Annotated in this window: 24 protein-coding genes; 18 read left to right on the top strand and 6 right to left on the bottom strand. The window is 38.8% G+C overall.

Going from position 1 to position 19299, the window contains the following annotated elements:
- Nucleotides 1–2 precede the first annotated feature (2 nt).
- Nucleotides 3–1034 carry a hypothetical protein gene (locus tag AXA65_RS05600; RefSeq protein ID WP_063969137.1) on the bottom strand — a complete coding sequence of 344 codons (1032 nt, stop codon included), beginning with the start codon at nucleotides 1032–1034 and terminating at the stop codon, nucleotides 3–5.
- Nucleotides 1035–1660: 626 nt separating this feature from the next.
- On the opposite strand from AXA65_RS05600, the gene AXA65_RS05590 reads away from it, so the two are divergent.
- The 10 genes from AXA65_RS05590 to AXA65_RS05545 all read left to right on the top strand — a co-directional run bounded on the left by AXA65_RS05590 (nucleotide 1661) and on the right by AXA65_RS05545 (nucleotide 11237).
- Nucleotides 1661–2383: a hypothetical protein gene (locus AXA65_RS05590; protein ID WP_131797774.1), complete on the top strand. Its 723-nt coding sequence runs from the start codon at nucleotides 1661–1663 to the stop codon at nucleotides 2381–2383.
- A 316-nt stretch (nucleotides 2384–2699) separates the two neighbouring features.
- On the top strand, nucleotides 2700–4649 hold the full coding sequence (glgB, locus tag AXA65_RS05585) for a 1,4-alpha-glucan branching protein GlgB (protein ID WP_063969134.1): 1950 nt from the start codon (nucleotides 2700–2702) through the stop codon (nucleotides 4647–4649).
- An 18-nt stretch (nucleotides 4650–4667) separates the two neighbouring features.
- Nucleotides 4668–6074, top strand: a complete 1407-nt coding sequence (locus AXA65_RS05580; RefSeq protein WP_063969133.1) for a glycogen synthase — start codon at nucleotides 4668–4670, stop codon at nucleotides 6072–6074.
- A gap of 88 nt (nucleotides 6075–6162) precedes the next feature.
- A complete protein-coding gene (locus tag AXA65_RS05575; RefSeq protein WP_063969132.1) occupies nucleotides 6163–7431 on the top strand; it encodes a glucose-1-phosphate adenylyltransferase in 1269 nt (422 codons plus the stop codon).
- A gap of 96 nt (nucleotides 7432–7527) precedes the next feature.
- The gene (locus AXA65_RS05570; RefSeq protein ID WP_063969131.1) at nucleotides 7528–8289 is read left to right on the top strand and encodes a DUF3108 domain-containing protein; all 762 of its coding nucleotides are present in this window, start codon (nucleotides 7528–7530) and stop codon (nucleotides 8287–8289) included.
- Between the two features lie 120 nt (nucleotides 8290–8409).
- Nucleotides 8410–8823 carry an SRPBCC domain-containing protein gene (locus AXA65_RS05565; protein ID WP_063969130.1) on the top strand — a complete coding sequence of 138 codons (414 nt, stop codon included), beginning with the start codon at nucleotides 8410–8412 and terminating at the stop codon, nucleotides 8821–8823.
- Between the two features lie 60 nt (nucleotides 8824–8883).
- A complete protein-coding gene (locus AXA65_RS05560; protein ID WP_063969129.1) occupies nucleotides 8884–9735 on the top strand; it encodes a VOC family protein in 852 nt (283 codons plus the stop codon).
- A gap of 12 nt (nucleotides 9736–9747) precedes the next feature.
- The gene (locus AXA65_RS05555) at nucleotides 9748–10191 is read left to right on the top strand and encodes an SRPBCC family protein (protein ID WP_063969128.1); all 444 of its coding nucleotides are present in this window, start codon (nucleotides 9748–9750) and stop codon (nucleotides 10189–10191) included.
- A 28-nt stretch (nucleotides 10192–10219) separates the two neighbouring features.
- Nucleotides 10220–10666, top strand: coding sequence for a VOC family protein (locus tag AXA65_RS05550; protein ID WP_063969127.1), 447 nt, complete (start codon nucleotides 10220–10222; stop codon nucleotides 10664–10666).
- Between the two features lie 133 nt (nucleotides 10667–10799).
- Nucleotides 10800–11237 carry a VOC family protein gene (locus AXA65_RS05545; RefSeq protein WP_063969126.1) on the top strand — a complete coding sequence of 146 codons (438 nt, stop codon included), beginning with the start codon at nucleotides 10800–10802 and terminating at the stop codon, nucleotides 11235–11237.
- A 115-nt stretch (nucleotides 11238–11352) separates the two neighbouring features.
- Here AXA65_RS05545 and AXA65_RS05540 read toward each other — a convergent pair whose 3' ends face one another.
- The 3 genes from AXA65_RS05540 to AXA65_RS05530 form a co-directional block, all read right to left on the bottom strand.
- A complete protein-coding gene (locus tag AXA65_RS05540) occupies nucleotides 11353–11589 on the bottom strand; it encodes a hypothetical protein (RefSeq protein ID WP_063969125.1) in 237 nt (78 codons plus the stop codon).
- A 61-nt stretch (nucleotides 11590–11650) separates the two neighbouring features.
- Complete coding sequence (locus AXA65_RS05535; protein ID WP_063969124.1) at nucleotides 11651–12373, bottom strand: hypothetical protein; 723 nt, start codon at nucleotides 12371–12373, stop codon at nucleotides 11651–11653.
- A 161-nt stretch (nucleotides 12374–12534) separates the two neighbouring features.
- A complete protein-coding gene (locus AXA65_RS05530; protein ID WP_218281606.1) occupies nucleotides 12535–12969 on the bottom strand; it encodes a hypothetical protein in 435 nt (144 codons plus the stop codon).
- A gap of 135 nt (nucleotides 12970–13104) precedes the next feature.
- Here AXA65_RS05530 and AXA65_RS05525 point away from each other — a divergent pair, with 135 nt between their 5' ends.
- From AXA65_RS05525 to AXA65_RS05515, 3 genes are all read left to right on the top strand, one after another.
- On the top strand, nucleotides 13105–13512 hold the full coding sequence (locus tag AXA65_RS05525) for a hypothetical protein (RefSeq protein WP_063969123.1): 408 nt from the start codon (nucleotides 13105–13107) through the stop codon (nucleotides 13510–13512).
- Between the two features lie 92 nt (nucleotides 13513–13604).
- Nucleotides 13605–13868 carry a SemiSWEET family transporter gene (locus AXA65_RS05520; RefSeq protein ID WP_063969122.1) on the top strand — a complete coding sequence of 88 codons (264 nt, stop codon included), beginning with the start codon at nucleotides 13605–13607 and terminating at the stop codon, nucleotides 13866–13868.
- Nucleotides 13869–13966: 98 nt separating this feature from the next.
- Nucleotides 13967–14377, top strand: a complete 411-nt coding sequence (locus AXA65_RS05515; protein ID WP_063969121.1) for a hypothetical protein — start codon at nucleotides 13967–13969, stop codon at nucleotides 14375–14377.
- A 67-nt stretch (nucleotides 14378–14444) separates the two neighbouring features.
- Here the strand turns inward: AXA65_RS05515 and frr are convergent, their stop codons facing one another.
- Together frr and pyrH are read right to left on the bottom strand one after the other, a co-directional pair.
- Nucleotides 14445–14999, bottom strand: a complete 555-nt coding sequence (frr, locus tag AXA65_RS05510; RefSeq protein ID WP_063969120.1) for a ribosome recycling factor — start codon at nucleotides 14997–14999, stop codon at nucleotides 14445–14447.
- Between the two features lie 263 nt (nucleotides 15000–15262).
- Nucleotides 15263–15970 carry a UMP kinase gene (gene pyrH / locus AXA65_RS05505; protein WP_063969119.1) on the bottom strand — a complete coding sequence of 236 codons (708 nt, stop codon included), beginning with the start codon at nucleotides 15968–15970 and terminating at the stop codon, nucleotides 15263–15265.
- A gap of 184 nt (nucleotides 15971–16154) precedes the next feature.
- Here pyrH and porQ point away from each other — a divergent pair, with 184 nt between their 5' ends.
- From porQ to AXA65_RS05480, 5 genes are all read left to right on the top strand, one after another.
- On the top strand, nucleotides 16155–17150 hold the full coding sequence (porQ, locus tag AXA65_RS05500; RefSeq protein WP_063969161.1) for a type IX secretion system protein PorQ: 996 nt from the start codon (nucleotides 16155–16157) through the stop codon (nucleotides 17148–17150).
- Between the two features lie 99 nt (nucleotides 17151–17249).
- The gene (gene cmk, locus AXA65_RS05495; RefSeq protein ID WP_063969118.1) at nucleotides 17250–17927 is read left to right on the top strand and encodes a (d)CMP kinase; all 678 of its coding nucleotides are present in this window, start codon (nucleotides 17250–17252) and stop codon (nucleotides 17925–17927) included.
- Nucleotides 17928–18020: 93 nt separating this feature from the next.
- Nucleotides 18021–18398, top strand: a complete 378-nt coding sequence (locus tag AXA65_RS05490; protein WP_063969117.1) for a YtxH domain-containing protein — start codon at nucleotides 18021–18023, stop codon at nucleotides 18396–18398.
- Nucleotides 18399–18490: 92 nt separating this feature from the next.
- Nucleotides 18491–18799 (top strand): hypothetical protein, encoded by a 309-nt coding sequence (locus AXA65_RS05485; protein ID WP_063969116.1) that lies wholly within the window; start codon nucleotides 18491–18493, stop codon nucleotides 18797–18799.
- Nucleotides 18800–18803: 4 nt separating this feature from the next.
- Complete coding sequence (locus AXA65_RS05480) at nucleotides 18804–19298, top strand: hypothetical protein (RefSeq protein WP_063969115.1); 495 nt, start codon at nucleotides 18804–18806, stop codon at nucleotides 19296–19298.
- Nucleotide 19299: the final 1 nt, after the last annotated feature.

Below are 19299 nucleotides of genomic sequence, written 5' to 3'. Positions count from 1 at the left end.
TTCTATTTATTTGGGATTAATGTTCTGCCTTTTTTTCTAGTTCCGCCTAATACACTACCATTGCTATTATTATCAGGACTTGTTACCAACAATATAATTATCACAATTACAAAATCAAGCAAGATACATCCTGCCAAAACAACAAATTGATACATTCCGAAGTTTTTAATTGCGTGTTCAAAAGCATAGCCTATTTTTCCTACATTTTGTGTTTTAGAAACTGTTGGTTCAATTTTTATTTTTTCATCTCCCAAAACAGATTTTGATCTGTTTACCAAATCGTTATATTGTTGTAAGGATTTATCAATTTCTCCTTGTGCAATATCATTAATATCATTTTTAGGCATCAAAAGAAGTTTCTCAATCTGTTTATTCCAATGTAATTTTGCATTTTCCGTATCAACTTTTAATGATTTTTCTGCGGGAGAGAGCTGATCCATCATATCAATAATTTGATTTCCCATTCTGTCAGCGAGATCATCATAATTACCATTAGAAACAGTCAGTAGGGTTAGCTTTTGTCCAAGAAGCTTTTGTATTTCATCTGTTAACTGAATCGCCTTTGTACCAAATCCTGGATTGCCTTTATCTGTTATTTGTTTCATCAATTGTTCTGTTTTAGAAACTATTGCTTGTCTGGTCTTTTCGTCTGCAACAGAATAATTCAGTTTTTTCTTGACATCTGTTTCTAGGAAATTATATTTATCATTGATTTCTCTCAATTCATTAGTATAGATATCAGTTCGCATAAACCTCGTATACAAAGCATTAAAGTTTGCAATAAAACAAAAGGATGCAATAAAAATGTAAATTCCTATCAAACTTCCTGTAGGCTTTCCTTCTAGTTTAGCTTGACGCATCATCCAACAAAGAAAAAGCAGGAGTAATGATAGCACCAAAGCGATCACAAACGATGCATTGCCAAAAATCTGATCGAGACCAAGCCAAGTTTGATAAAAACTTACGCTGATTAATAAAATAGCGAGCACACACAGAAAAAGATCCGATGCTCCTAAAGAAGAATTTTTATTCATGTTAATTATTTATTGTTATTAATTTTTTTTATTATAAAACAAAACCCCGCATCGTCCGTATAGCAATAGCTTTGTTTTTTAAAGTTGTATTTTATTGGTGCATTCATTTCAGATTTCATGTAGTTCAGATAATGATAAACCATTCTTTCAGACATCTTTAGATTTTCGGCAAGACCTTTTGGACTTCCAGTTTGCTGGATGTTGACCAAATTGTGTATTCTTATGATGATTCTAATGTCCATAACAGAAAAATGCCATATAAAAAGCAATTTTAAAACTTTGTACTGCAATAATATTTCAGTGCTTTGTTATTTATTTGCAAACCTACATTTGTAGAATCATATTTTTTTACGGATATCCGTAAAACCCCCAACATTCTCAAAAAAACCTCAAAAAATTTAAAAAATCACTATTCTCCAATCCAAAAATTATTTAACTTTACAATACAACCTTAGCTCATTCATCTTCCATCATTCAAGAGCAAATCCAATACAACTTCAATACAAGTCCAATAGAGTCCAATAACATAATAGACAAATAACAGATTTGTACTGCATCATAATTAGACTTGGGATATAGAGTGGATATAGAAAGAGTATAGAATGATTAACCAAAAAACACAAATCATGGCAAGAGTCAACAAAAACGGAAATCTGAGTGGAGCAGTAGGCAACATCGTATTTGTAAACAGATACGGAGAAACACACGCCCGTAGGAAACCAGGTAAAGTAAATCAGACAAGTAATACAAAGAAGTCAGCCAGTGGCTTTGGGAACAACAGTAGTCAGGATCGTTTAGTTAGAGCGGCTATTACAGAAAAAATAGATATCAGGAACTACCAGTGTTTTGCAGTTAATCATCGCACCAGATTAGGTCTTACCATTTTTCAGTCACAGGACGAAGATGGCAATACTCAAATGAGATACGAGAACCCGCAGTCTATGGTTGGTACTATTTTTAATAACAATTGGCAATGGGAAAGGGCTGTCAACTTTTATCCGGATTATAATCTTCCAGAAGATAATTCTATGATGGTCACTATTCCGGAGCTCAACTTAGGCAAACAAATCAAACTACCTAAAAATGCAACGAGGGCCATTCTCAAGCTGCACGCATTGACGATAGATCCCAATAAGCGGGTTGTAATGGCTGATATCCTCTCGTCCCTGACTTTTGATTTGGACAAAAACCAAAATGTCCCATCACAAGAATGGCAATTCCAGATTCCTGAGAATACATATTGGGCGCTCATCATTGCCACCATCAGTTACTCATCCCCTAAAAATAATATTGCAGAAGAGCATATGCACACCGGCACTTACCTTTGGGCAAAGAAAATAGCAGAGTAGTAATACAGTTTAGGAACTTCCATTATTCACTTCTCAATAACTTATTTTTAAAATAAATCCACACATAAATCCAATTCCCCTCCCTTGGAGGGGTGTCCGCTTGCGGACGGGGTGGTTTATAAATCTAAGAGATAAAATAACCCTGAAAATAACTTTAAGATTAATTAACAGCATCTTTTTTGTTATGTAATGATTAATTTCTTTATCTTGGTAATGTTGTAAACAACGGTTATAGAAGTTGGAAAGATTTAAAGAATTAAGAAATTGGTTTTAAGACATTTATAATTTATCATTCATAATTTATCAATTATAATCTATGCAGGTGCAGCCTTACTCTCTATTTTCCGACTTCGATATTTATCTTTTCCGTTCGGGAAAACACACCAGACTCTACGAAAAATTTGGTTCTCACAAAGTTGAGGTGGATGGCGTTTCCGGCGTTTATTTCTCAGTTTGGGCACCAACAGCAACGGAAGTTTCGGTAATTGGAAATTTCAACCAATGGAACTCATTTTCTCATCAGTTGGCGGGACGTTGGGACCAATCAGGGATTTGGGAAGGTTTTATTCCCGGACTTGATTTTGGTGAAGTTTACAAATACGGAATCCGAACCAACAAAGGAATTCTTCTTGAGAAAGCAGATCCTTATGCACTTTGCTTTGAAAATGCTTTACAGGCAGGTTCGGTTGTTTGTACCACTTGGTACGAATGGGAAGACAAAGATTGGATGAAGAACCGTGCAAAGTACAACAGTCTGGAATCTCCAATGTCTGTTTACGAGGTTCATCTCGGTTCGTGGATGCGTGATCCCGGAAATCAGGAACGTTTTCTTAGTTACGGCGAAATTGCAGACAAATTAGTTCCATATCTCAAAGCCATGAATTTTACCCACGTAGAATTTATGCCCGTGATGGAATATCCGTACGACCCGAGTTGGGGTTATCAAATCACCGGATTTTACGCCGCTACGAACAGATTTGGTTCTCCACAGGAATTGATGTTTCTGATTTCCGAACTTCATAAAAATAATATAGGTGTTTTTCTGGATTGGGTGCCTTCGCATTTTCCAGGTGATGCCAATGGTTTACACTTTTTCGATGGCTCTTTTCTTTACGAACACGAAGATCCACGAAAAGGTTTTCACCCCGATTGGAAATCTTATATTTTCAATTACGGAAGGCCGGAAGTCAAATCTTTTTTAATTTCAAATGCCATCTTTTGGCTCGACAGATATCATGCGGACGGACTTCGGGTGGATGCGGTAACATCCATGCTTCATCTCGATTATTCCAGAAACGAGGGAGAATGGGAACCGAATATCTATGGAACCAATGTCAATCTGGAAGCAAAACAGTTCCTGCAGGATTTTAATATCGCGGTTTACGGCGAATTCCCGGATGTGCAGACGATTGCTGAAGAAAGTTCCGATTTTCCAAGACTCACAAAACCAGTTCACGAAGACGGAATCGGTTTCGGAATGAAATGGATGATGGGTTGGATGCACGACACACTGGATTATTTTAAGGAAGATCCAATCGCGAGAAAATATCATCATGACAAAATCACTTTCACCAGTGTGTACATGTATAACGAAAATTATATGATGCCACTTTCCCACGATGAGGTTGTTCATGGGAAAAGTAGTTTGATCTATAAAATGCCAGGCGATGAGTGGCAGAAATTTGCGAATCTTCGTGCGATGTATGTTTATATGTTCACAAATCCAGGCGCAAAATTATTATTTATGGGTGACGAGATCGCCCAAACCAACGAGTGGAATTTTACAACATCTCTCGATTGGCATTTGCTGGAATATCCGATTCATAAGAATCTTCAGAATTTTGTAAGAGACCTCAATTTGCTTTACAGGTCGAATCCCGCTCTTTACGAACAGCAGTTTTCGCCAAATGGTTATGAATGGATAAACGCTGACGATACAGATAATTCAATCTTTATTTATCTAAGAAAAAGTAAGGAAAACAAAGACGTTCTAATGACCGTCCTGAATCTAACACCCAATAGTTTTGATTACAGAATTGGCGTAGAAGAAGATACAAAGTGGGAAGTCATTCTCAACTCTGATGATACAAAATATAGCGGAAGCGGAGTGGAAGCCGTCATTTCTCAGGAGTTGGATGAAGGTTGGGACAATCGGGAAAAGTCGATCATTTTAAGATTGCCGCCGTTATCAGGTTTGGTTTTGAAACAGACTAAAATTGTAAAGCCAAACCGAACAATTAAAAATTTTATCAAAAAGAAAAAATAAATAATCAAGAAGATTAATATGAAAATATTTCACCTTTCTATGGAATGTTATCCAGTGGCGAAAGTTGGTGGATTGGCAGATGTAGTAGGAGCTTTGCCTAAATATCAGAACCAAATGGGCTTGGATGCCAGCGTCATCATGCCTTGGTACAACAAACCATTTTTCTATAACCACGAGTTCGAAGTGGTCTTTGATGGTTTTATCCATCAGTCTTTTAACATGTATCAGGTTCAGGTTTTCAAAGAGAAAAGCAATGCTCTCGGTTTTGACCTTTATTTGGTTAAAATTCCGGGACTATTGGATAGAGAAAGTGTTTATGGCTATTGGGATGAGAGTCAGCAGTTCATTGCGTTTCAACACGCAGTTTTGCATTGGCTAAGTGCGATGCAGATCCGTCCAGATGTTTTTCATTGCCATGATTATCATACTGGATTGGTTCCCTTCATGATTGATAATTGTTATGAATTTAGCTTTTTGAAAGGCGTCAAAACTATTGGAACCATTCACAACGGTGAATATCAGGGAAGCATGGATTGGAAAATGTCAAGCTTCCTTCCACATTTTGATGGCTGGAGGTCGGGTCTTCTAGACTGGAATGGAAGAATTAATCCAATGGCGGCGATGATCAAAAGTTGTAATGCTTTCAATGCGGTTTCTGGTGGTTATTTGCAGGAATTGTTCTACAGTTTTCAAGGTCTCGAACCATTGATGAATCAGGAACGTCAAAAAGCTTTCGGAATTATTAATGGAATCGATATGGAAGTTTGGGACCCTCAAACCGATGAAATGCTAAAATTCAATTATAACAAAGACTACGCGGAAGAAGGAAAGTGGGAAAATAAAAAAGTGATCTGTGCAGAGTATGGCCTTAATCCTAATCTTCCTCTTTTTGGATTTATAGGCAGATTTGCTGGTGAGAAAGGCGCTGATCTGTTGCCAGAGATTGTGGAAAGAAGCATTCAGGAAACCAACGGCGCTTTGAATATCATCGTTTTAGGTTCAGGAAATCAGGAAATAGAAAATAAGCTGAAAGAATTGCAATATAAATTCAATGTCAATTTTGCGATTGATCTTGGTTATAAGGAATATCTTTCCCATCAGATCTACGCTTCTGCAGATTTTCTCTTGATGCCAAGCCGAGTAGAGCCTTGCGGACTGAACCAAATGTACTCTATGAGATATGGGACGATTCCAATCGTGAGATATACTGGCGGTTTGCGAGACACTGTTCAGGATATTTCGACAGGTGGAAGCGGACTTAATTTTACAAATGCTGGTGCAGAAGATGCGGTACATGCCATCAAAAGAGCTTTGCATATCTACAGCCAAAAGGATCTGATGAAGGGTTTGATCTATAATAATATGTCATTTGATTTCTCCTGGGAAAAATCGGCGCAAAATTATTTGGATCTTTATAATTATTAATAAATTTCGATTCACATTGGCGTAATATTGGTAAACAATTATTAACTTTAGTCAAATAATAAACTTATTAAAATAACCAAACACATCTATGAAAGAAAGTGTAATTTCCATTGTACTCGGTGGCGGTAGAGGTAGCCGATTGTTCCCATTGACAAATACAAGATCAAAACCAGCAGTTCCAATTGCGGGAAAATACAGATTGGTAGATATTCCGATTTCAAATTGTCTCAACTCGGGACTTAATAGGATCTTAGTACTGACCCAGTTCAATTCAGCATCATTAAATTCACACATCAAAAACTCTTATCACTTTGATATTTTCAGCAAAGGATTTGTAGATATTTTGGCTGCGGAACAGAATGTAGAGAACGAAAACTGGTATCAGGGAACGGCGGATGCAGTTCGCCAGACCATGAAACATCTGGAGAAATATGAGTACGAATATATTCTCATCCTTTCAGGAGATCAGCTTTATCAGATGGATTTCCAGAAAATGATAGATTTTCATAAAGAGCAGGGCGGCGATATTACCATAGCCACCATTCCTGTAAATGCAAAGGATGCCACAGGATTTGGGATCATGAAAGCAGATGAACAAGGCAATATCACTTCTTTTACAGAAAAACCAGGACTTGATATCTTGGATGACTGGAAATCAGAAGTGAGTGATGAGAGCCGATCAAAAGGAAAAGAATATCTGGCATCCATGGGAATCTATGTGTTTACCAAAAATGTTTTGAGAAAATTGTTCTCAGAGCATGAAGGTGATGATTTTGGTAAAGATTTCATCCCAGCTTCTATAGGTAATTACAGTGTTTTGAGTTATCAGTATGATGGATATTGGACAGATATCGGTACAATCGAATCTTTTTATGAGGCCAATCTTGACCTTGCCCAGGATCTTCCGCAATTCAATTTGTTCAGTTCCAATCCTATTTATACCAGAGCCAGGATGCTTCCTCCATCAAAGATCAACGGGTCATATGTGAGTAAAACGATCATTGGAGACGGTTGTATCATTATGGCGGATAAAGTGGAAAATTGCATCATCGGAAATAGGACCAGGATCGATCGTGGTTCTACGATCGTCAACTCATATGTGATGGGAGCGGATTATTATCAGACAGCGCAACAAGTTGTACAGAATGAGGCCAATGGAATCACAAGTATGGGGATCGGAAAGTATTGCTACATAGACAAGGCGATTCTTGACAAGAACTGTTACATTGGCAACAATGTCAGGATCATTGGTGGTAAGCACCATCCAGATGGAGACTACGATACGCATTCTGTGAAGGAAGGAATTGTGGTGGTGAAGAAAAATGCGATCATCCCAGACGGCACAAATATTATGTAATTTTAATATATATTTACAAAACCCTTCATCGAGAAGGGTTTTTGTTTTTTAATTTTGGCAAATAATTTGTCATAGAATATTTACAAACAACAATTAATGAAGAATATTTTTTTATTTGTCGGGATTTTCTTTTTTTCTGTGCTTTCAGCTCAATTTGATAATATCAATCCAGGTGAAGTCATTGGTTTCAGAATTCATTATGGTTTTATCACAGCCGGAAACGCAACTTTGTCCACAACCAAAACTTCTTATAAAGGCCAATCGGCTTTCTATGTGAGAGGCGTGGGTAAAACAAGTGGTGCAGCCAAAGCTTTTTTCAAAGTGGAGGATGTGTATGAAAGTTACATCAGTGACAAGAAAGAGCCTCTGTTCTATGTCAGAAATGTGTCCGAAGGTAGCTACACCCAACATTTGCAGAGTACCTTCAATACCTATAATAATACCTTGGTTTTGGTGGATAAGAAACATACAGACCGGCCAGCGAAAACAGTGAAAGTTCCAAACGATGTTCAGGACATTTTGTCTTGTTTCTATTATTTGAGGAGTGTTGACAATTTAAAAGTTGGAAGCGTTTTGAAAATGAGTGTCTGGATCGATGACGAATTATTTCCATTCCAACTAAGAGTCGCAGGAACAGAGAAGATCAATACCAAATTTGGTAAGATCAATTGTCTCAAAATTATACCGTCTGTCATAAGTGGACGTGTTTTCAAGGACAAAGAGGGTGTTACGATGTGGGTCACCAATGACCAGAATCGAGTCCCGGTTCTGATAAAAGCAGAACTCGCAGTAGGTTCTTTGAAAGCAAGTATCGATACCTATAGCAATGTTAAATATCCTATCAAATTCGAAAAATAAGTATATTGAAAATCACTCTTTTATGAGTGATTTTTTTTTGTCAAAATAATTTATTCAATTGAAATTGTGGGATCAAAAAGAAATTTAACTTTGAAATAGACAAATTCAAAACCAATAAAAATGCAAAAATTGACAGTAACCACAGAGATCAATAAACCAATAAATGAGGTTTGGATTTTCTTCAATGATCCCAAACACATCATCAATTGGAACTTCGCACATGAAAGTTGGGAATGCCCTTCAGCAAAAAATGATTTGAATGTACGAGGAAAATTAGAGGTAAGAATGCAGGCAAAAGACGGAAGTTTCGGTTTTGATATGGTTGGGATCTACGATGAGGTATTAAAAAATGAAATTATCAAATATCATTTCGAAGATGGCAGAAACATAGAAGTTATCTTTGAAAAATTATCTGACAATAAAACCCAAGTCACAGAAAACTTCGACCCGGAAAATCAAAATCCTTTTGATTTCCAGAAAGACGGATGGCAGGCTATCTTGGATAATTTCAAGAAATATGCTGAAAGTATTTAGTATCGATCAATGATTTACGGAACTTCATTGATCTAAAGTCTAATATCTAAATTATCAATTATGAACAACGATATTTTTCCCTGCATTTGGTTCAACCAAAATGGGAGTGAAGCTGCAAAGTTTTACACTTCGATTTTTAAGAATTCAAAAATAACGATGGACACTTCTATGGTGATCAATGTAGAGATCGAAGGGCAAAAGCTGATGTTTCTGGATGCGGGTCCGCAGTTCAAGCCAAATCTTACCTTGTCTCTCATGATGATCTGTAATTCTAAAGATGAGGTGGAAGAGTACTATCAAAAACTTTCTGAAAACGGAAAAGTAATGATGGAACTGGATTCTTATCCCTGGAGTGAGAAGTATGCTTGGGTGGAAGACCAGTTTGGGATATCTTGGCAACTCTATTACAGTATTGAACACTTTAGTCAGAAATTCTCACCCGTTATGATGTTCACAGGAAAGAATAACGGAAAATGCAAGGAAGCTTTGGGCTACTACACTTCAGTCTTTCCCAATTCCAAAATCGAAGGCGTTATGGAATATCCTCCCGGACAAGGCGAATCGGAAGGTAATATCGGACATTCACAGTTCATTATTGATGGTTATACGATGATGGCGATGGATAGTTCTCATCAACACAATTTCAATTTTTCCGAAGGGACATCGATGGTTGTGATGACGGATGATCAGGAAGAAACCGATTTTTATTGGAATAAATTGACTGAGAATGGCGAGGAAAGTATGTGCGGTTGGCTGAAGGACCAATATGGATTCAGTTGGCAGATTACACCAAAACGACTGATCGAGCTCACAAATACAGACAATCCTGAGAAAAACAAAAAAGCATTCGACGCAATGCTGAAAATGAAAAAGATCATCATCCAAGATATCGAAGACGCAGCAAATTCTTAAAAACAAAACGTTATGGAAACATTAAAGTATCAAACAGAAATTAATGCATCTGCAGCAAGAGTCTGGGATGTTTTGTGGAATGAAAATACTTATTCCAAATGGACACACTTCTTCTGTCCGGATTCCCAGATGACAACGGATTGGGAAGTGGGAGGCAAAACGTATTTCACAGATTCTAGCAAAAAAAACGGAATGATAAGTACCATCGAGAGAATAGAGGAGCCAAAATATTTGGTGTTCAAACATTTGGGTGAAATAGCTGATGGCGTAGAAGATGTGACCAGTGACAAAGTGAAAGCATGGAACGGCAGTTTGGAAGCATATTATCTTGAAGAAAATAATGGGAAAACTACATTAAAGGTAGAGGTAGATTCCCATGAAGATTTCAAAGATATGTTTGACAAAGGTTTCAAAAAAGGTTTGGAGGTCATCAAGGAATTGTCTGAGAATCATTAACTGTCAACGATCAGAAAATAAATAAAGAATGGCAACTGTCAATCCTTATCTCACATTCCACGGGGCGTGTGAAGAAGCTTTCAAATTTTACGAATCTGCATTTGGGGCCAAGGTTCCTTTTTGGGGAAGATTCGGCGAAATGCCACCGATGGAAGGAATGCCACCATTGGCAGACGCTTACAAGAACCAGATCATGCACGTCTCACTTCAAATTTCCAAAGAAACAACCTTGATGGGAAGCGATTCTCTACCGGGAATGGGCGAGCACAAAAGCGGAAACGATTTCTCGGTTTCCATCAACACGGATTCTAGAGAGGAGGCTTTGAATCTTTTTACCAAGCTCTCCGAAGGTGGGAAGGTGACCATGGAACTTCAGGACACTTTTTGGGGTGCTTATTTCGGTATGTGGGAAGACAAATTCGGGGTCCAATGGATGGTGAATTATGACGATCCGGAGAAAGTTCAGGCTCATTGATATTTAAGGATTTCGCTCGGCGGTCCGGCAGATCTCTGAAAATTGATATTAAAGGTCTTACAAGTAGTTGTCTTTAGCAGATCAACTTCATTAAAAATCAATCATAGTCATTAAACATTAAAAAAATCAAGCTATGCCAAAATTAAATCCATATCTCAATTTTGATGGGAAAGCAGAGGAGGCTTTCAAGTTTTATCAGTCCGTTTTCGGGGGAGAGTTTGTAGGAGGTGTGATGAAAATGGGAAATGCGCCGGGGACAGAAAACCTGTCCGAGGATGACAAAAACCGCGTGATGCACATTGCACTTCCTATCGGGAAGGACCTGCTGATGGCGTCTGACATCGTACCATCCATGGGGCAGGCGCTGCATCAGGGGAATGGGAATTATATCTCTATCTTCCCGGACAGCAGGGATGAGGCGGATAGGATCTTCAACGCGTTATCTGTAGGTGGCGAGGTGGAGATGCCTATGGAGGACCAGTTCTGGGGTGACTATTTCGGGAGCTTCAAAGATCAATTTGGGGTGTATTGGATGGTGAACTACAGCGAGGATGCTGGATATGAGGGGTAATGCTCACGATCATAACAACAAAAAGCTTTGCAATGGTGCAAAGCTTTTTTTGTGGAGGTGGTCTTCAAGCTAAATTCAGTTATGCTGTTGGTTATCGCTTTGTATTGTGAAGCTTTCACGTTACGGAAGCCATCATTCTCGTTACGGTTGGAATATTTCTCGTTACGGTTGGAATATTTCTCGTTACGGTCTTCATATTTCTTGTTACTGAGGTTATATTTCTCGTTACGCCTGTTATAATTCCCGTTACGATTGTCATATTTCCTGTTGCGGTAGCGATATTTCTTATTACATGATCGGTATTTCTTGTTACAGGAAGGTTATTTCTTGTTACGGAAGGTATCTTTCTCATTAAGGATGTTGTATGTCCTATTGAAGTGGTGACCTTGCTGCTTGTGATGGACCACATCTTTCTATTTTCTGAATCTCAGTGCATTGACCTGCTTGTACTGTGGGCTGGCTGCGCCGAATACGGATTTGACGTAGTTCTTGACCTCGCTGGCGGTCTCTAGGAGGTTGTCTTTGCCGTCGTAGATGATCTTGTCGCGCTCTATCCTTGCATTGCTGATCTTGGTGTATGCTTTGGCCACCTCGTTGTTTTTTGTGGTAAGGTCTGCGATAAGGTCTTCCAGGGTCGGGATCTGAAGGTCTGCCTCGTTGGGCATATAGGTGGGTTCATTTTGCAAAACGGTCTTGAGTCCAGTGAAATGCTGTGTGAGCTGGTCGTAGGACTGCTGGCTGGCGGAGATGCTGTTGGGTGCGGGCTGATCGGGGTCTGTGGGGACTGGAGGTGTGGCTGAGCGCTTGCCCTGGATCTTTTTGTTGATCGCCTTGGCGTCTTTGATGGTCTCTGCGGAAGCGTCTGTAGACTGAAGGGCATTGACAAGTCGTGTGGAAAGAGGCCTGAGGTCTGCAAATGCTTCTATGCGGGTATTGACCTTGCCGTTGTAGAGTGTGTTTTTTGTGATGACGTCCAGAAGTGCTGCGTCGGCATCTGCCTTCAAAGTGATGAGTGTGGGGAGTGTGAGGCTTCTTTTGGATGGGTTGTAATCTGCGCCGTACTCTGTGACGAACTCAATCATCTTTTGGAAGTTGGCAATGTTGCGGGCGTGCCCAGTTTCGTAGATGGTACTCATTTGTATTTGTTTTTAATTGTTTATTAAAACAAATATAAAATTAATATTGAATAGTACGGATTGTCCGATAAAATATTTTGTGTGAGTGGTGCTGGGTTGGATATAATACTTAAGTAGATTGACGGCCTGTGTGATATGCTGGACCTGGCAGAAGAATCTATTCAATTGAAATCGTTTCCTGTAAACGTTTTAAAAAAGTCCTTTGTGCTGTAGGTCTTATCTTCGTAGGCGAAAGTTTTTCTGAAGGGGTGGATTGCTACCTCATAGGTTTTGGCCCCGTGTGGATAAATCCGGAAAACGACATGTAATGTACTGCCGTCCGCCACATAGCGATCGAGATTGAAGATGTGGACCACAGGGATGATGACCTCTCCGGTGCGTGCATCCTGCAATCCAAAACCTGTGACCCAAAGACTCATCCTGAACTCTTCGAGTTCTGTAATGATTTTGAATTGGCCGTTTAAAATCAAGGTTTCCCTTCTGGTGTCATTTTGCATCCTGATGAAATGTTTGATCGTTGTGGTCTTTTGTGGATTGGTGTAAATATAAACATTAGAGGCATGGGTTTTATAAATTTGATGTATCCATGTTATCATTTGTTAACGTCAGAATAATCATCAAGTTACGGTGCCGGGCGATGCGAATGGGCTGTGTGAAATTTTGGTAATGTCCCGGAACCTCCCATCCAATGGCACAAATTCTGATAGGTAGACGATATCAAATCACAAACTATGGCACTAGAATTACAACTGGCCCATTGCGATACGTGCAATGGATATTACTCTTCGACAGTCTTGAATCCCAAAGACCTTCATCATCCTAGAATCATCGACCACTTTTTCTATCACGGGGAACCATGGTTCACGTTGGATAGAAAGACATTTGATCAAACTGTAGATCATCAGGCGGACAGTGTCCGTATTATAGATTTTGAGGACCACATCAAAGATGATCAGCGCTATTGCACCTGCGGCAAAAAGACCAAACATGTCAAAGAACATCTTTATTATCTGGCTCCAAGTACCAATAGAAATAAGAAGACACTGACGGAATATGTGGATCAGGATATCTATTTCTATGACCTGTACATCACGTACAATAACTTCCATCAGGACCTTCCGACGCGGCAAGCCATCTAGCAATGATATTTGCAGAAAGTGATACAGTATTGTCCTTGCCATCTGATCGGTATGATAATTTCAACCTTTGATGTCAACTTAAAAAATCAAGTATGATGGACGGAAAATTTATGCAGATCCTGGGATGGGTAGCGACGGTGACGGCCATGGCCATGTACTTTTCCTACATCCCACAAATCTCCCACAACATGGATGGTGACAAGGGCGACTGGCTACAACCATTGGTGGCAGGGATCAACTGCAGTCTGTGGGTGACCTACGGTTTTATGAAAAAGCCGAACCGTGACTGGCCTATTGTAGTGGCCAACTCTCCCGGAATCTTTTTTGGGTTGTTTGCTTTTGCAACGGCATTGTAGTCATGCGATGGTTCTTATTGATTTGAACCATTGGTAATGTAATATGTAATGCGTGGCTCAATTTGTGTAAGTAAGCCTAATACCAAAATCAATCTGATATGTACAAGAAAATAATTGCAGGTCTGGGTGGCGCGATCGCCCTGAACCTTTTGCACGAGATCGTAAGAAATAACTTTGACAATGTTCCAGAAGTGAACAAGGTAGGAGAGGAAGCACTTAATAAATCCTTGGAAACCGTGGATATGAAAATCACAGACAAGGACCAGCTTTACGCAGCCACGCTTGCCGGTGATGTCATTAGCAACGGAATCTATTATGCTGCTACGGCGACCAGCGGTTTCAACCTGGTTTCGGGTGTTGCGGCGGGTGTAGGAGCGGTAATGCTGCCTGAGAAAATGGGATTGGATGACTCTCCTGTTGCGGGAAGTACACAAAAGAAGCTGATGACGGTGGGTTATTATCTGTTTGGCGCAGTGGTGACGAAGCTGATCTATGATAAAATAAAATAATAGGATTATAAAAAAAACCTCGCTCCAAAAATGAAGCGAGGTTTTATTAATTAAAGAAAACAGAAACTTAAACTTTTAAGATTTCCGCTTCTTTTGTTTTGTAAGCGTCATCAGACTTTTTCACGTAAGCGTCTGTCAGATCCTGGATGTCCTTCTCAGCACCTTTGATCAGGTCTTCTGCAACACCTTCCAATCTTTTCAGTTCTTTGTTAGCATCTTGTCTTGCATTTCTGATCACGATCTTTGTTTGGTCAGTTTCACCTTTTGCCTGTTTTGCAAGGTCGCGTCTTCTCTCCTCCGTCAAAGGTGGAACGTTGATGATGATGACATCGCCATTGTTAGAAGGTGCAAATCCAAGGTTGGAGTTCACGATTCCTTTTGCGATCGCACCAATCGCCGTTCTGTCCCAAGGTTGGATAGAAAGCGTCATCGCATCTACCACAGAAACATTGGCCACTTGGGTGATAGGCGTTGGAGCACCATAATATTCTACCATCACGTCCTGAACCATAGATGTAGAAGCACGTCCGGCTCTGATTTTCTGAAAAGCGTGTTCCAAATGCTTGATTGCAGCATCCATCTCTTGCTTTGCGGAGGCTACAATGAGTTCTAATTCTTCCATTGTATATTTAAAATTTGATAATTATATTATTTAATAAATGATGTTTGATTAGCGATAAATGATATTATTTGGGCAGCTATTTCCGCCTTCCGTTCCCAAACCTAACGAAGTGGTTAGACGAAGTCAATCTTTTTTGCCTTAGCTTTCCAGCCACAAAAAAGGATTTCCACTCAAGTCGGGCTGCAAGGATTCTAGGTTCAAAAGTTACTGTCTAACAATATCTGAACTTTAAATTGAATCATTTATCAATCATCTTTGATCATTTATACATTCACTAGCGTTCCGATGTTCTCACCGTCTACCAGTTTTTCCAAGTTACCTTCTTTGTTCATGTCAAAAACGATGATTGGTAATTTGTTCTCGTGACTTAGTGTGAAAGCGGTCATATCCATTACTTTCAGGTTTTTCTCAAACACTTCATCGAATGACAAACTATTGAATTTCACTGCATCTGCATTTTTCTCAGGGTCGCTGTCGTAGATCCCGTCCACTCTTGTTCCTTTTAGAATCACGTCTGCATCAATTTCTATCGCTCTAAGTGTTGCAGCAGTATCTGTTGTAAAATAGGGGTTTCCTGTTCCAGCTCCGAAGATCACCACGCGTCCTTTTTCAAGGTGACGAACAGCTTTTCTTTTGATAAAGGGTTCAGCCACTTTGTCCATTTCGATGGCAGATTGTAATCTTGTGATGATCCCTGCATCTTCCAAAGCACCTTGCAAAGCCATTCCGTTGATCACGGTTGCCAGCATTCCCATGTAATCACCTTGAACTCTGTCCATTCCGGTTGCAGCACCTGCCAATCCTCTGAAAATGTTTCCACCACCGATAACGATTGCAACTTCGCAGCCTTTATCCACGACTTTTTTGATCTCGACCGCGTATTCTTTCAGTCTGTCATTGTCGATTCCGTATTGGCGTTCTCCCATTAGTGCTTCACCACTCAGTTTCAGAAGGATTCTTTTGTATTTCATTTATATTTTTATTACTTTTTACTGGTCGATTGAAACATTGGTCATTAATGTTTCAAATTTATTTTTGATTTTTGACTGTGCAAATATAATGAAAGGAAAAGAATTACGTTAATGAAAAAGATAGTCGTTGAAAAATTTTGATAAGCCTCAAAATAGATTATTTTTGCAAAGCTAAAAGACAGTGTTGAAGAACTTTTACAATCTTTTTTTTATCGTAATTTCCAGTGTGGTTTTTTCTCAAACGGGAACCACGATTTATCAATTTCTTAACATTCCGATCTCTCCAAGACAAGCTGTTTTGGGCGATGCAGTCTCTGTGCGTGATAGTGATGTTAATTTTACTGCTGCCAATCCAGCCTTGATGAACATTGATATGGATAATATGATCTCTGTGAATTATGCTTCATATTTAGCTGACACAAAGATTGGAAGTATCAGCTATGTCCGTGATCTGGAGTTTGGTCATCTCATGTCATTCAATGCAAGGTATATGGATTACGGCTCGATGCCAAGAACAGATGAGAATTCTATCATCAACGGAAATTTTTCTGCGATGGATGCTTCTGTGGGATTGGGCTACGCTTATCAGTTTGAAGATAATTGGACGATCGGTGCCAATGTCAATTATATCACTTCGAAGATCGATACCTACTCATCTTCTGCAATTACAGCAAATGTAGGTGTCACTTATTACTTTGATAAGAGTAATGAGACCTTAGCTTTGGTATTTAGAAATTTTGGTTATCAGATCCAGCCTTACAATGGTGTGCGGGAAAGATTGCCATTCCGGGTAGACCTGGGTTACACAAAGATCTTGGATGAGTTTCCGGCTGCACTTACCATTACGGCTCACGACCTTCAGCAACCTAATATTTCAGCAACAACTGACATCAATGGTCAACCGACGAAATTTGGGCGAAAAGTTTTGGATCACCTTTCTTTTGGTGCTGAGTTATTTCCAGGACAGGCCTTCAACATCCGATTTGGTTACAATGTGAAAAGAGGAGGCGAGTTAGCAGTTCTCGATCAAAGAAGTTTTACAGGTTTGTCTGCGGGTTTCAGCTTGAAGATCTCGTCTTTCCGTTTCGACTATTCCCACATGCGTTATCACAATGCTTCTAATGTCAATATGCTTGGGCTTACTTTGGATCTAATTGAATTGGGAGGAAATAGAAGATAGAAATTAAGACTCAAGAAAAAAGTATAAAGATTCAAAACTTAATTTCTTAATCTTTCAATTTCATAATGTCAAAATCTCAGAATTTTTTAATTTTGCGCTATGACAAAAAAACCGGTTATCGCAATCGACGGATTTTCATCCACGGGGAAAAGTTCCATTTCTAAAATCATTGCAAAGACTCTCGGCCTGATCCATATGGATACTGGTGCACTTTACAGAGGTATCACTTATTTTGCACTTCAAAACTGTATTGATGACAATAATGCTGTTGACATCGATCGATTAATAAAAAATCTTCCGAAAATTAATCTGGAGTTTCAGAATGTTGATGCTGAACTACAATTGTTCATGAATGGAAACAATATCAATAAAGAGATCCGTTTTCCACAGGTTTCAGACCATGTAAGTCAGGTTGCAAAGGTGGCGGATGTTCGTAATTTCCTCTTGAAAACCCAACGAGATATTGCCGAGAAAGGCGGTGTGATCATGGATGGCAGAGATATCGGGACAGTTGTCCTTCCGAATGCGGATTTCAAATTTTTTATGACAGCCAGTCAGGACGAACGTGCCAGAAGGCGTTTTCTAGAATTGGAATTGGCAGGTGAAAAAACAGATATTGAAACCGTGAAGCAGAATCTGATTTCAAGAGACAAGATCGACAGTGAAAGGGAGGTTTCTCCTCTGAAACAGGCAGATGACGCTATCCTCATCGATAATACAGACATCAATAAAGAGGAAACCATTGCTTTGATTTTATCTTATATCAAAAAGTTTTAACAAAATTTTAAGAGGTTGTTTCTTTCTTTGGCATTTTAGTTGTAAATTTAAAATCATTATTATCAATTTTAAATTAACTCAAAAATAATAACAATGTCAAAAAAATCAAACTCAGCAGCAGTATTGGCTGCATTATTAGCAGGAGCAGCAACAGGTGTAATTTTAGGTTTACTTTATGCTCCCGAAGAAGGTAAAGAGACCAGAAAGAAAATCAGAGACAAAGCCAACGATCTAAAAGATAAAGCGGTTGACGAATACGGAAAAACTTCTGAAGTTGTAAAAGATAAATATTCTGAAGTGTCTCACAACGTAAAAGATAAATACAACTCTTTATCTTCCACTTTCAAAGAAACAGCTCAAAATGTAGCTTCTACTGTAAAAGACAGCTATGACAAATATAAAGATCAGATCGTTACCAAAACTTCTGATGTTGTAAAAGACGTAGAAACTGAATTGGACGGTTTGAAATAAGCCTTATAATACAGCATTCTCGAAAAGGAATTTAGAAACTAAATTCCTTTTTTTGTAAATAATAGTGTTATTTTATATTTAACAAGATACATATGATTGATATTATAAAAGATTATACGACTAAGCGTCTGGATCTGATCAAGCTCCAATTCACGGAGAAGTCGTCACTTTCCGCTGGGATTATTGTATTCATTTCCATTGTGGTGATCGCATTTTCATTCTTTATCATTCTTTTCAATTTTGGGATAGCATTCCTGATCGGTCAATCGTTAGGAAATATGGGATATGGATTTTTGATCGTTGCAGGATTCTATTTTGTGCTGATGATCGCGGTTTTCTTCCTCAAGAAATTGATTGTCAAATCCATCGCAAATCAGGTAATTGACTTTCTAAAAAAATAAACTTATGGCAACTAAATATACTAATCTTGATGAACTAAGAAGTGAAAAAAGACTTCTGAAACAAGAAATCGGCGAGTTGGAAGATATTTTGACCTTCAAAAGTAAAAAGGACAGCCTGAGTGTCATGACCAATGGTCTGACAGATAAGCTCCTGAAAGAAACTGAAGATGAGGATGGCGAAAAATCACTTTCATTGGATACTCAAAATATCATGAGAGAGATCTCTTCCGGAATGAAAGAGACAGCATCTAAAAAAAATATTCTAAATTTGGCAAACGATGGCGTAAAGTCCGGATTGTTGGAAACGACCATCAAAATGGGAACTGTGGCGCTAGTAAGTAATTTTGCAAAAAAAAGTGTGATGAATAAAAATTGGAAAAGAAAAGCAGTTGGTTTGGCATTGGTGTATCTTGCACCTTATGCCCTTAGATTTATCAGAAAAAAATTGGATGAATATCAGAAAAACAAAACAACGTCCAGTTTAGAAAAATTAATCTAAA

The organism is Chryseobacterium sp. FP211-J200 (genome assembly GCF_001643375.1).
Taxonomy (GTDB): Bacteria; Bacteroidota; Bacteroidia; order Flavobacteriales; family Weeksellaceae; genus Epilithonimonas; species Epilithonimonas ginsengisoli.
This window is presented reverse-complemented; position numbering and strand designations above follow the sequence as displayed.

What these genes read in the sequence shown, in the direction of transcription:
- AXA65_RS05600 (WP_063969137.1), bottom strand. Translation starts at nt 1,034, where the DNA reads ATGAATAAAAATTCTTCTTTAGGAGCATCGGATCTTTTTCTGTGTGTG.
- AXA65_RS05590 (WP_131797774.1), top strand. Translation starts at nt 1,661, where the DNA reads ATGGCAAGAGTCAACAAAAACGGAAATCTGAGTGGAGCAGTAGGCAAC.
- glgB (WP_063969134.1), top strand. Translation starts at nt 2,700, where the DNA reads ATGCAGGTGCAGCCTTACTCTCTATTTTCCGACTTCGATATTTATCTT.
- AXA65_RS05580 (WP_063969133.1), top strand. Translation starts at nt 4,668, where the DNA reads ATGAAAATATTTCACCTTTCTATGGAATGTTATCCAGTGGCGAAAGTT.
- AXA65_RS05575 (WP_063969132.1), top strand. Translation starts at nt 6,163, where the DNA reads ATGAAAGAAAGTGTAATTTCCATTGTACTCGGTGGCGGTAGAGGTAGC.
- AXA65_RS05570 (WP_063969131.1), top strand. Translation starts at nt 7,528, where the DNA reads ATGAAGAATATTTTTTTATTTGTCGGGATTTTCTTTTTTTCTGTGCTT.
- AXA65_RS05565 (WP_063969130.1), top strand. Translation starts at nt 8,410, where the DNA reads ATGCAAAAATTGACAGTAACCACAGAGATCAATAAACCAATAAATGAG.
- AXA65_RS05560 (WP_063969129.1), top strand. Translation starts at nt 8,884, where the DNA reads ATGAACAACGATATTTTTCCCTGCATTTGGTTCAACCAAAATGGGAGT.
- AXA65_RS05555 (WP_063969128.1), top strand. Translation starts at nt 9,748, where the DNA reads ATGGAAACATTAAAGTATCAAACAGAAATTAATGCATCTGCAGCAAGA.
- AXA65_RS05550 (WP_063969127.1), top strand. Translation starts at nt 10,220, where the DNA reads ATGGCAACTGTCAATCCTTATCTCACATTCCACGGGGCGTGTGAAGAA.
- AXA65_RS05545 (WP_063969126.1), top strand. Translation starts at nt 10,800, where the DNA reads ATGCCAAAATTAAATCCATATCTCAATTTTGATGGGAAAGCAGAGGAG.
- AXA65_RS05540 (WP_063969125.1), bottom strand. Translation starts at nt 11,589, where the DNA reads ATGAGAAAGATACCTTCCGTAACAAGAAATAACCTTCCTGTAACAAGA.
- AXA65_RS05535 (WP_063969124.1), bottom strand. Translation starts at nt 12,373, where the DNA reads ATGAGTACCATCTACGAAACTGGGCACGCCCGCAACATTGCCAACTTC.
- AXA65_RS05530 (WP_218281606.1), bottom strand. Translation starts at nt 12,969, where the DNA reads ATGATAACATGGATACATCAAATTTATAAAACCCATGCCTCTAATGTT.
- AXA65_RS05525 (WP_063969123.1), top strand. Translation starts at nt 13,105, where the DNA reads ATGGCACTAGAATTACAACTGGCCCATTGCGATACGTGCAATGGATAT.
- AXA65_RS05520 (WP_063969122.1), top strand. Translation starts at nt 13,605, where the DNA reads ATGATGGACGGAAAATTTATGCAGATCCTGGGATGGGTAGCGACGGTG.
- AXA65_RS05515 (WP_063969121.1), top strand. Translation starts at nt 13,967, where the DNA reads ATGTACAAGAAAATAATTGCAGGTCTGGGTGGCGCGATCGCCCTGAAC.
- frr (WP_063969120.1), bottom strand. Translation starts at nt 14,999, where the DNA reads ATGGAAGAATTAGAACTCATTGTAGCCTCCGCAAAGCAAGAGATGGAT.
- pyrH (WP_063969119.1), bottom strand. Translation starts at nt 15,970, where the DNA reads ATGAAATACAAAAGAATCCTTCTGAAACTGAGTGGTGAAGCACTAATG.
- cmk (WP_063969118.1), top strand. Translation starts at nt 17,250, where the DNA reads ATGACAAAAAAACCGGTTATCGCAATCGACGGATTTTCATCCACGGGG.
- AXA65_RS05490 (WP_063969117.1), top strand. Translation starts at nt 18,021, where the DNA reads ATGTCAAAAAAATCAAACTCAGCAGCAGTATTGGCTGCATTATTAGCA.
- AXA65_RS05485 (WP_063969116.1), top strand. Translation starts at nt 18,491, where the DNA reads ATGATTGATATTATAAAAGATTATACGACTAAGCGTCTGGATCTGATC.
- AXA65_RS05480 (WP_063969115.1), top strand. Translation starts at nt 18,804, where the DNA reads ATGGCAACTAAATATACTAATCTTGATGAACTAAGAAGTGAAAAAAGA.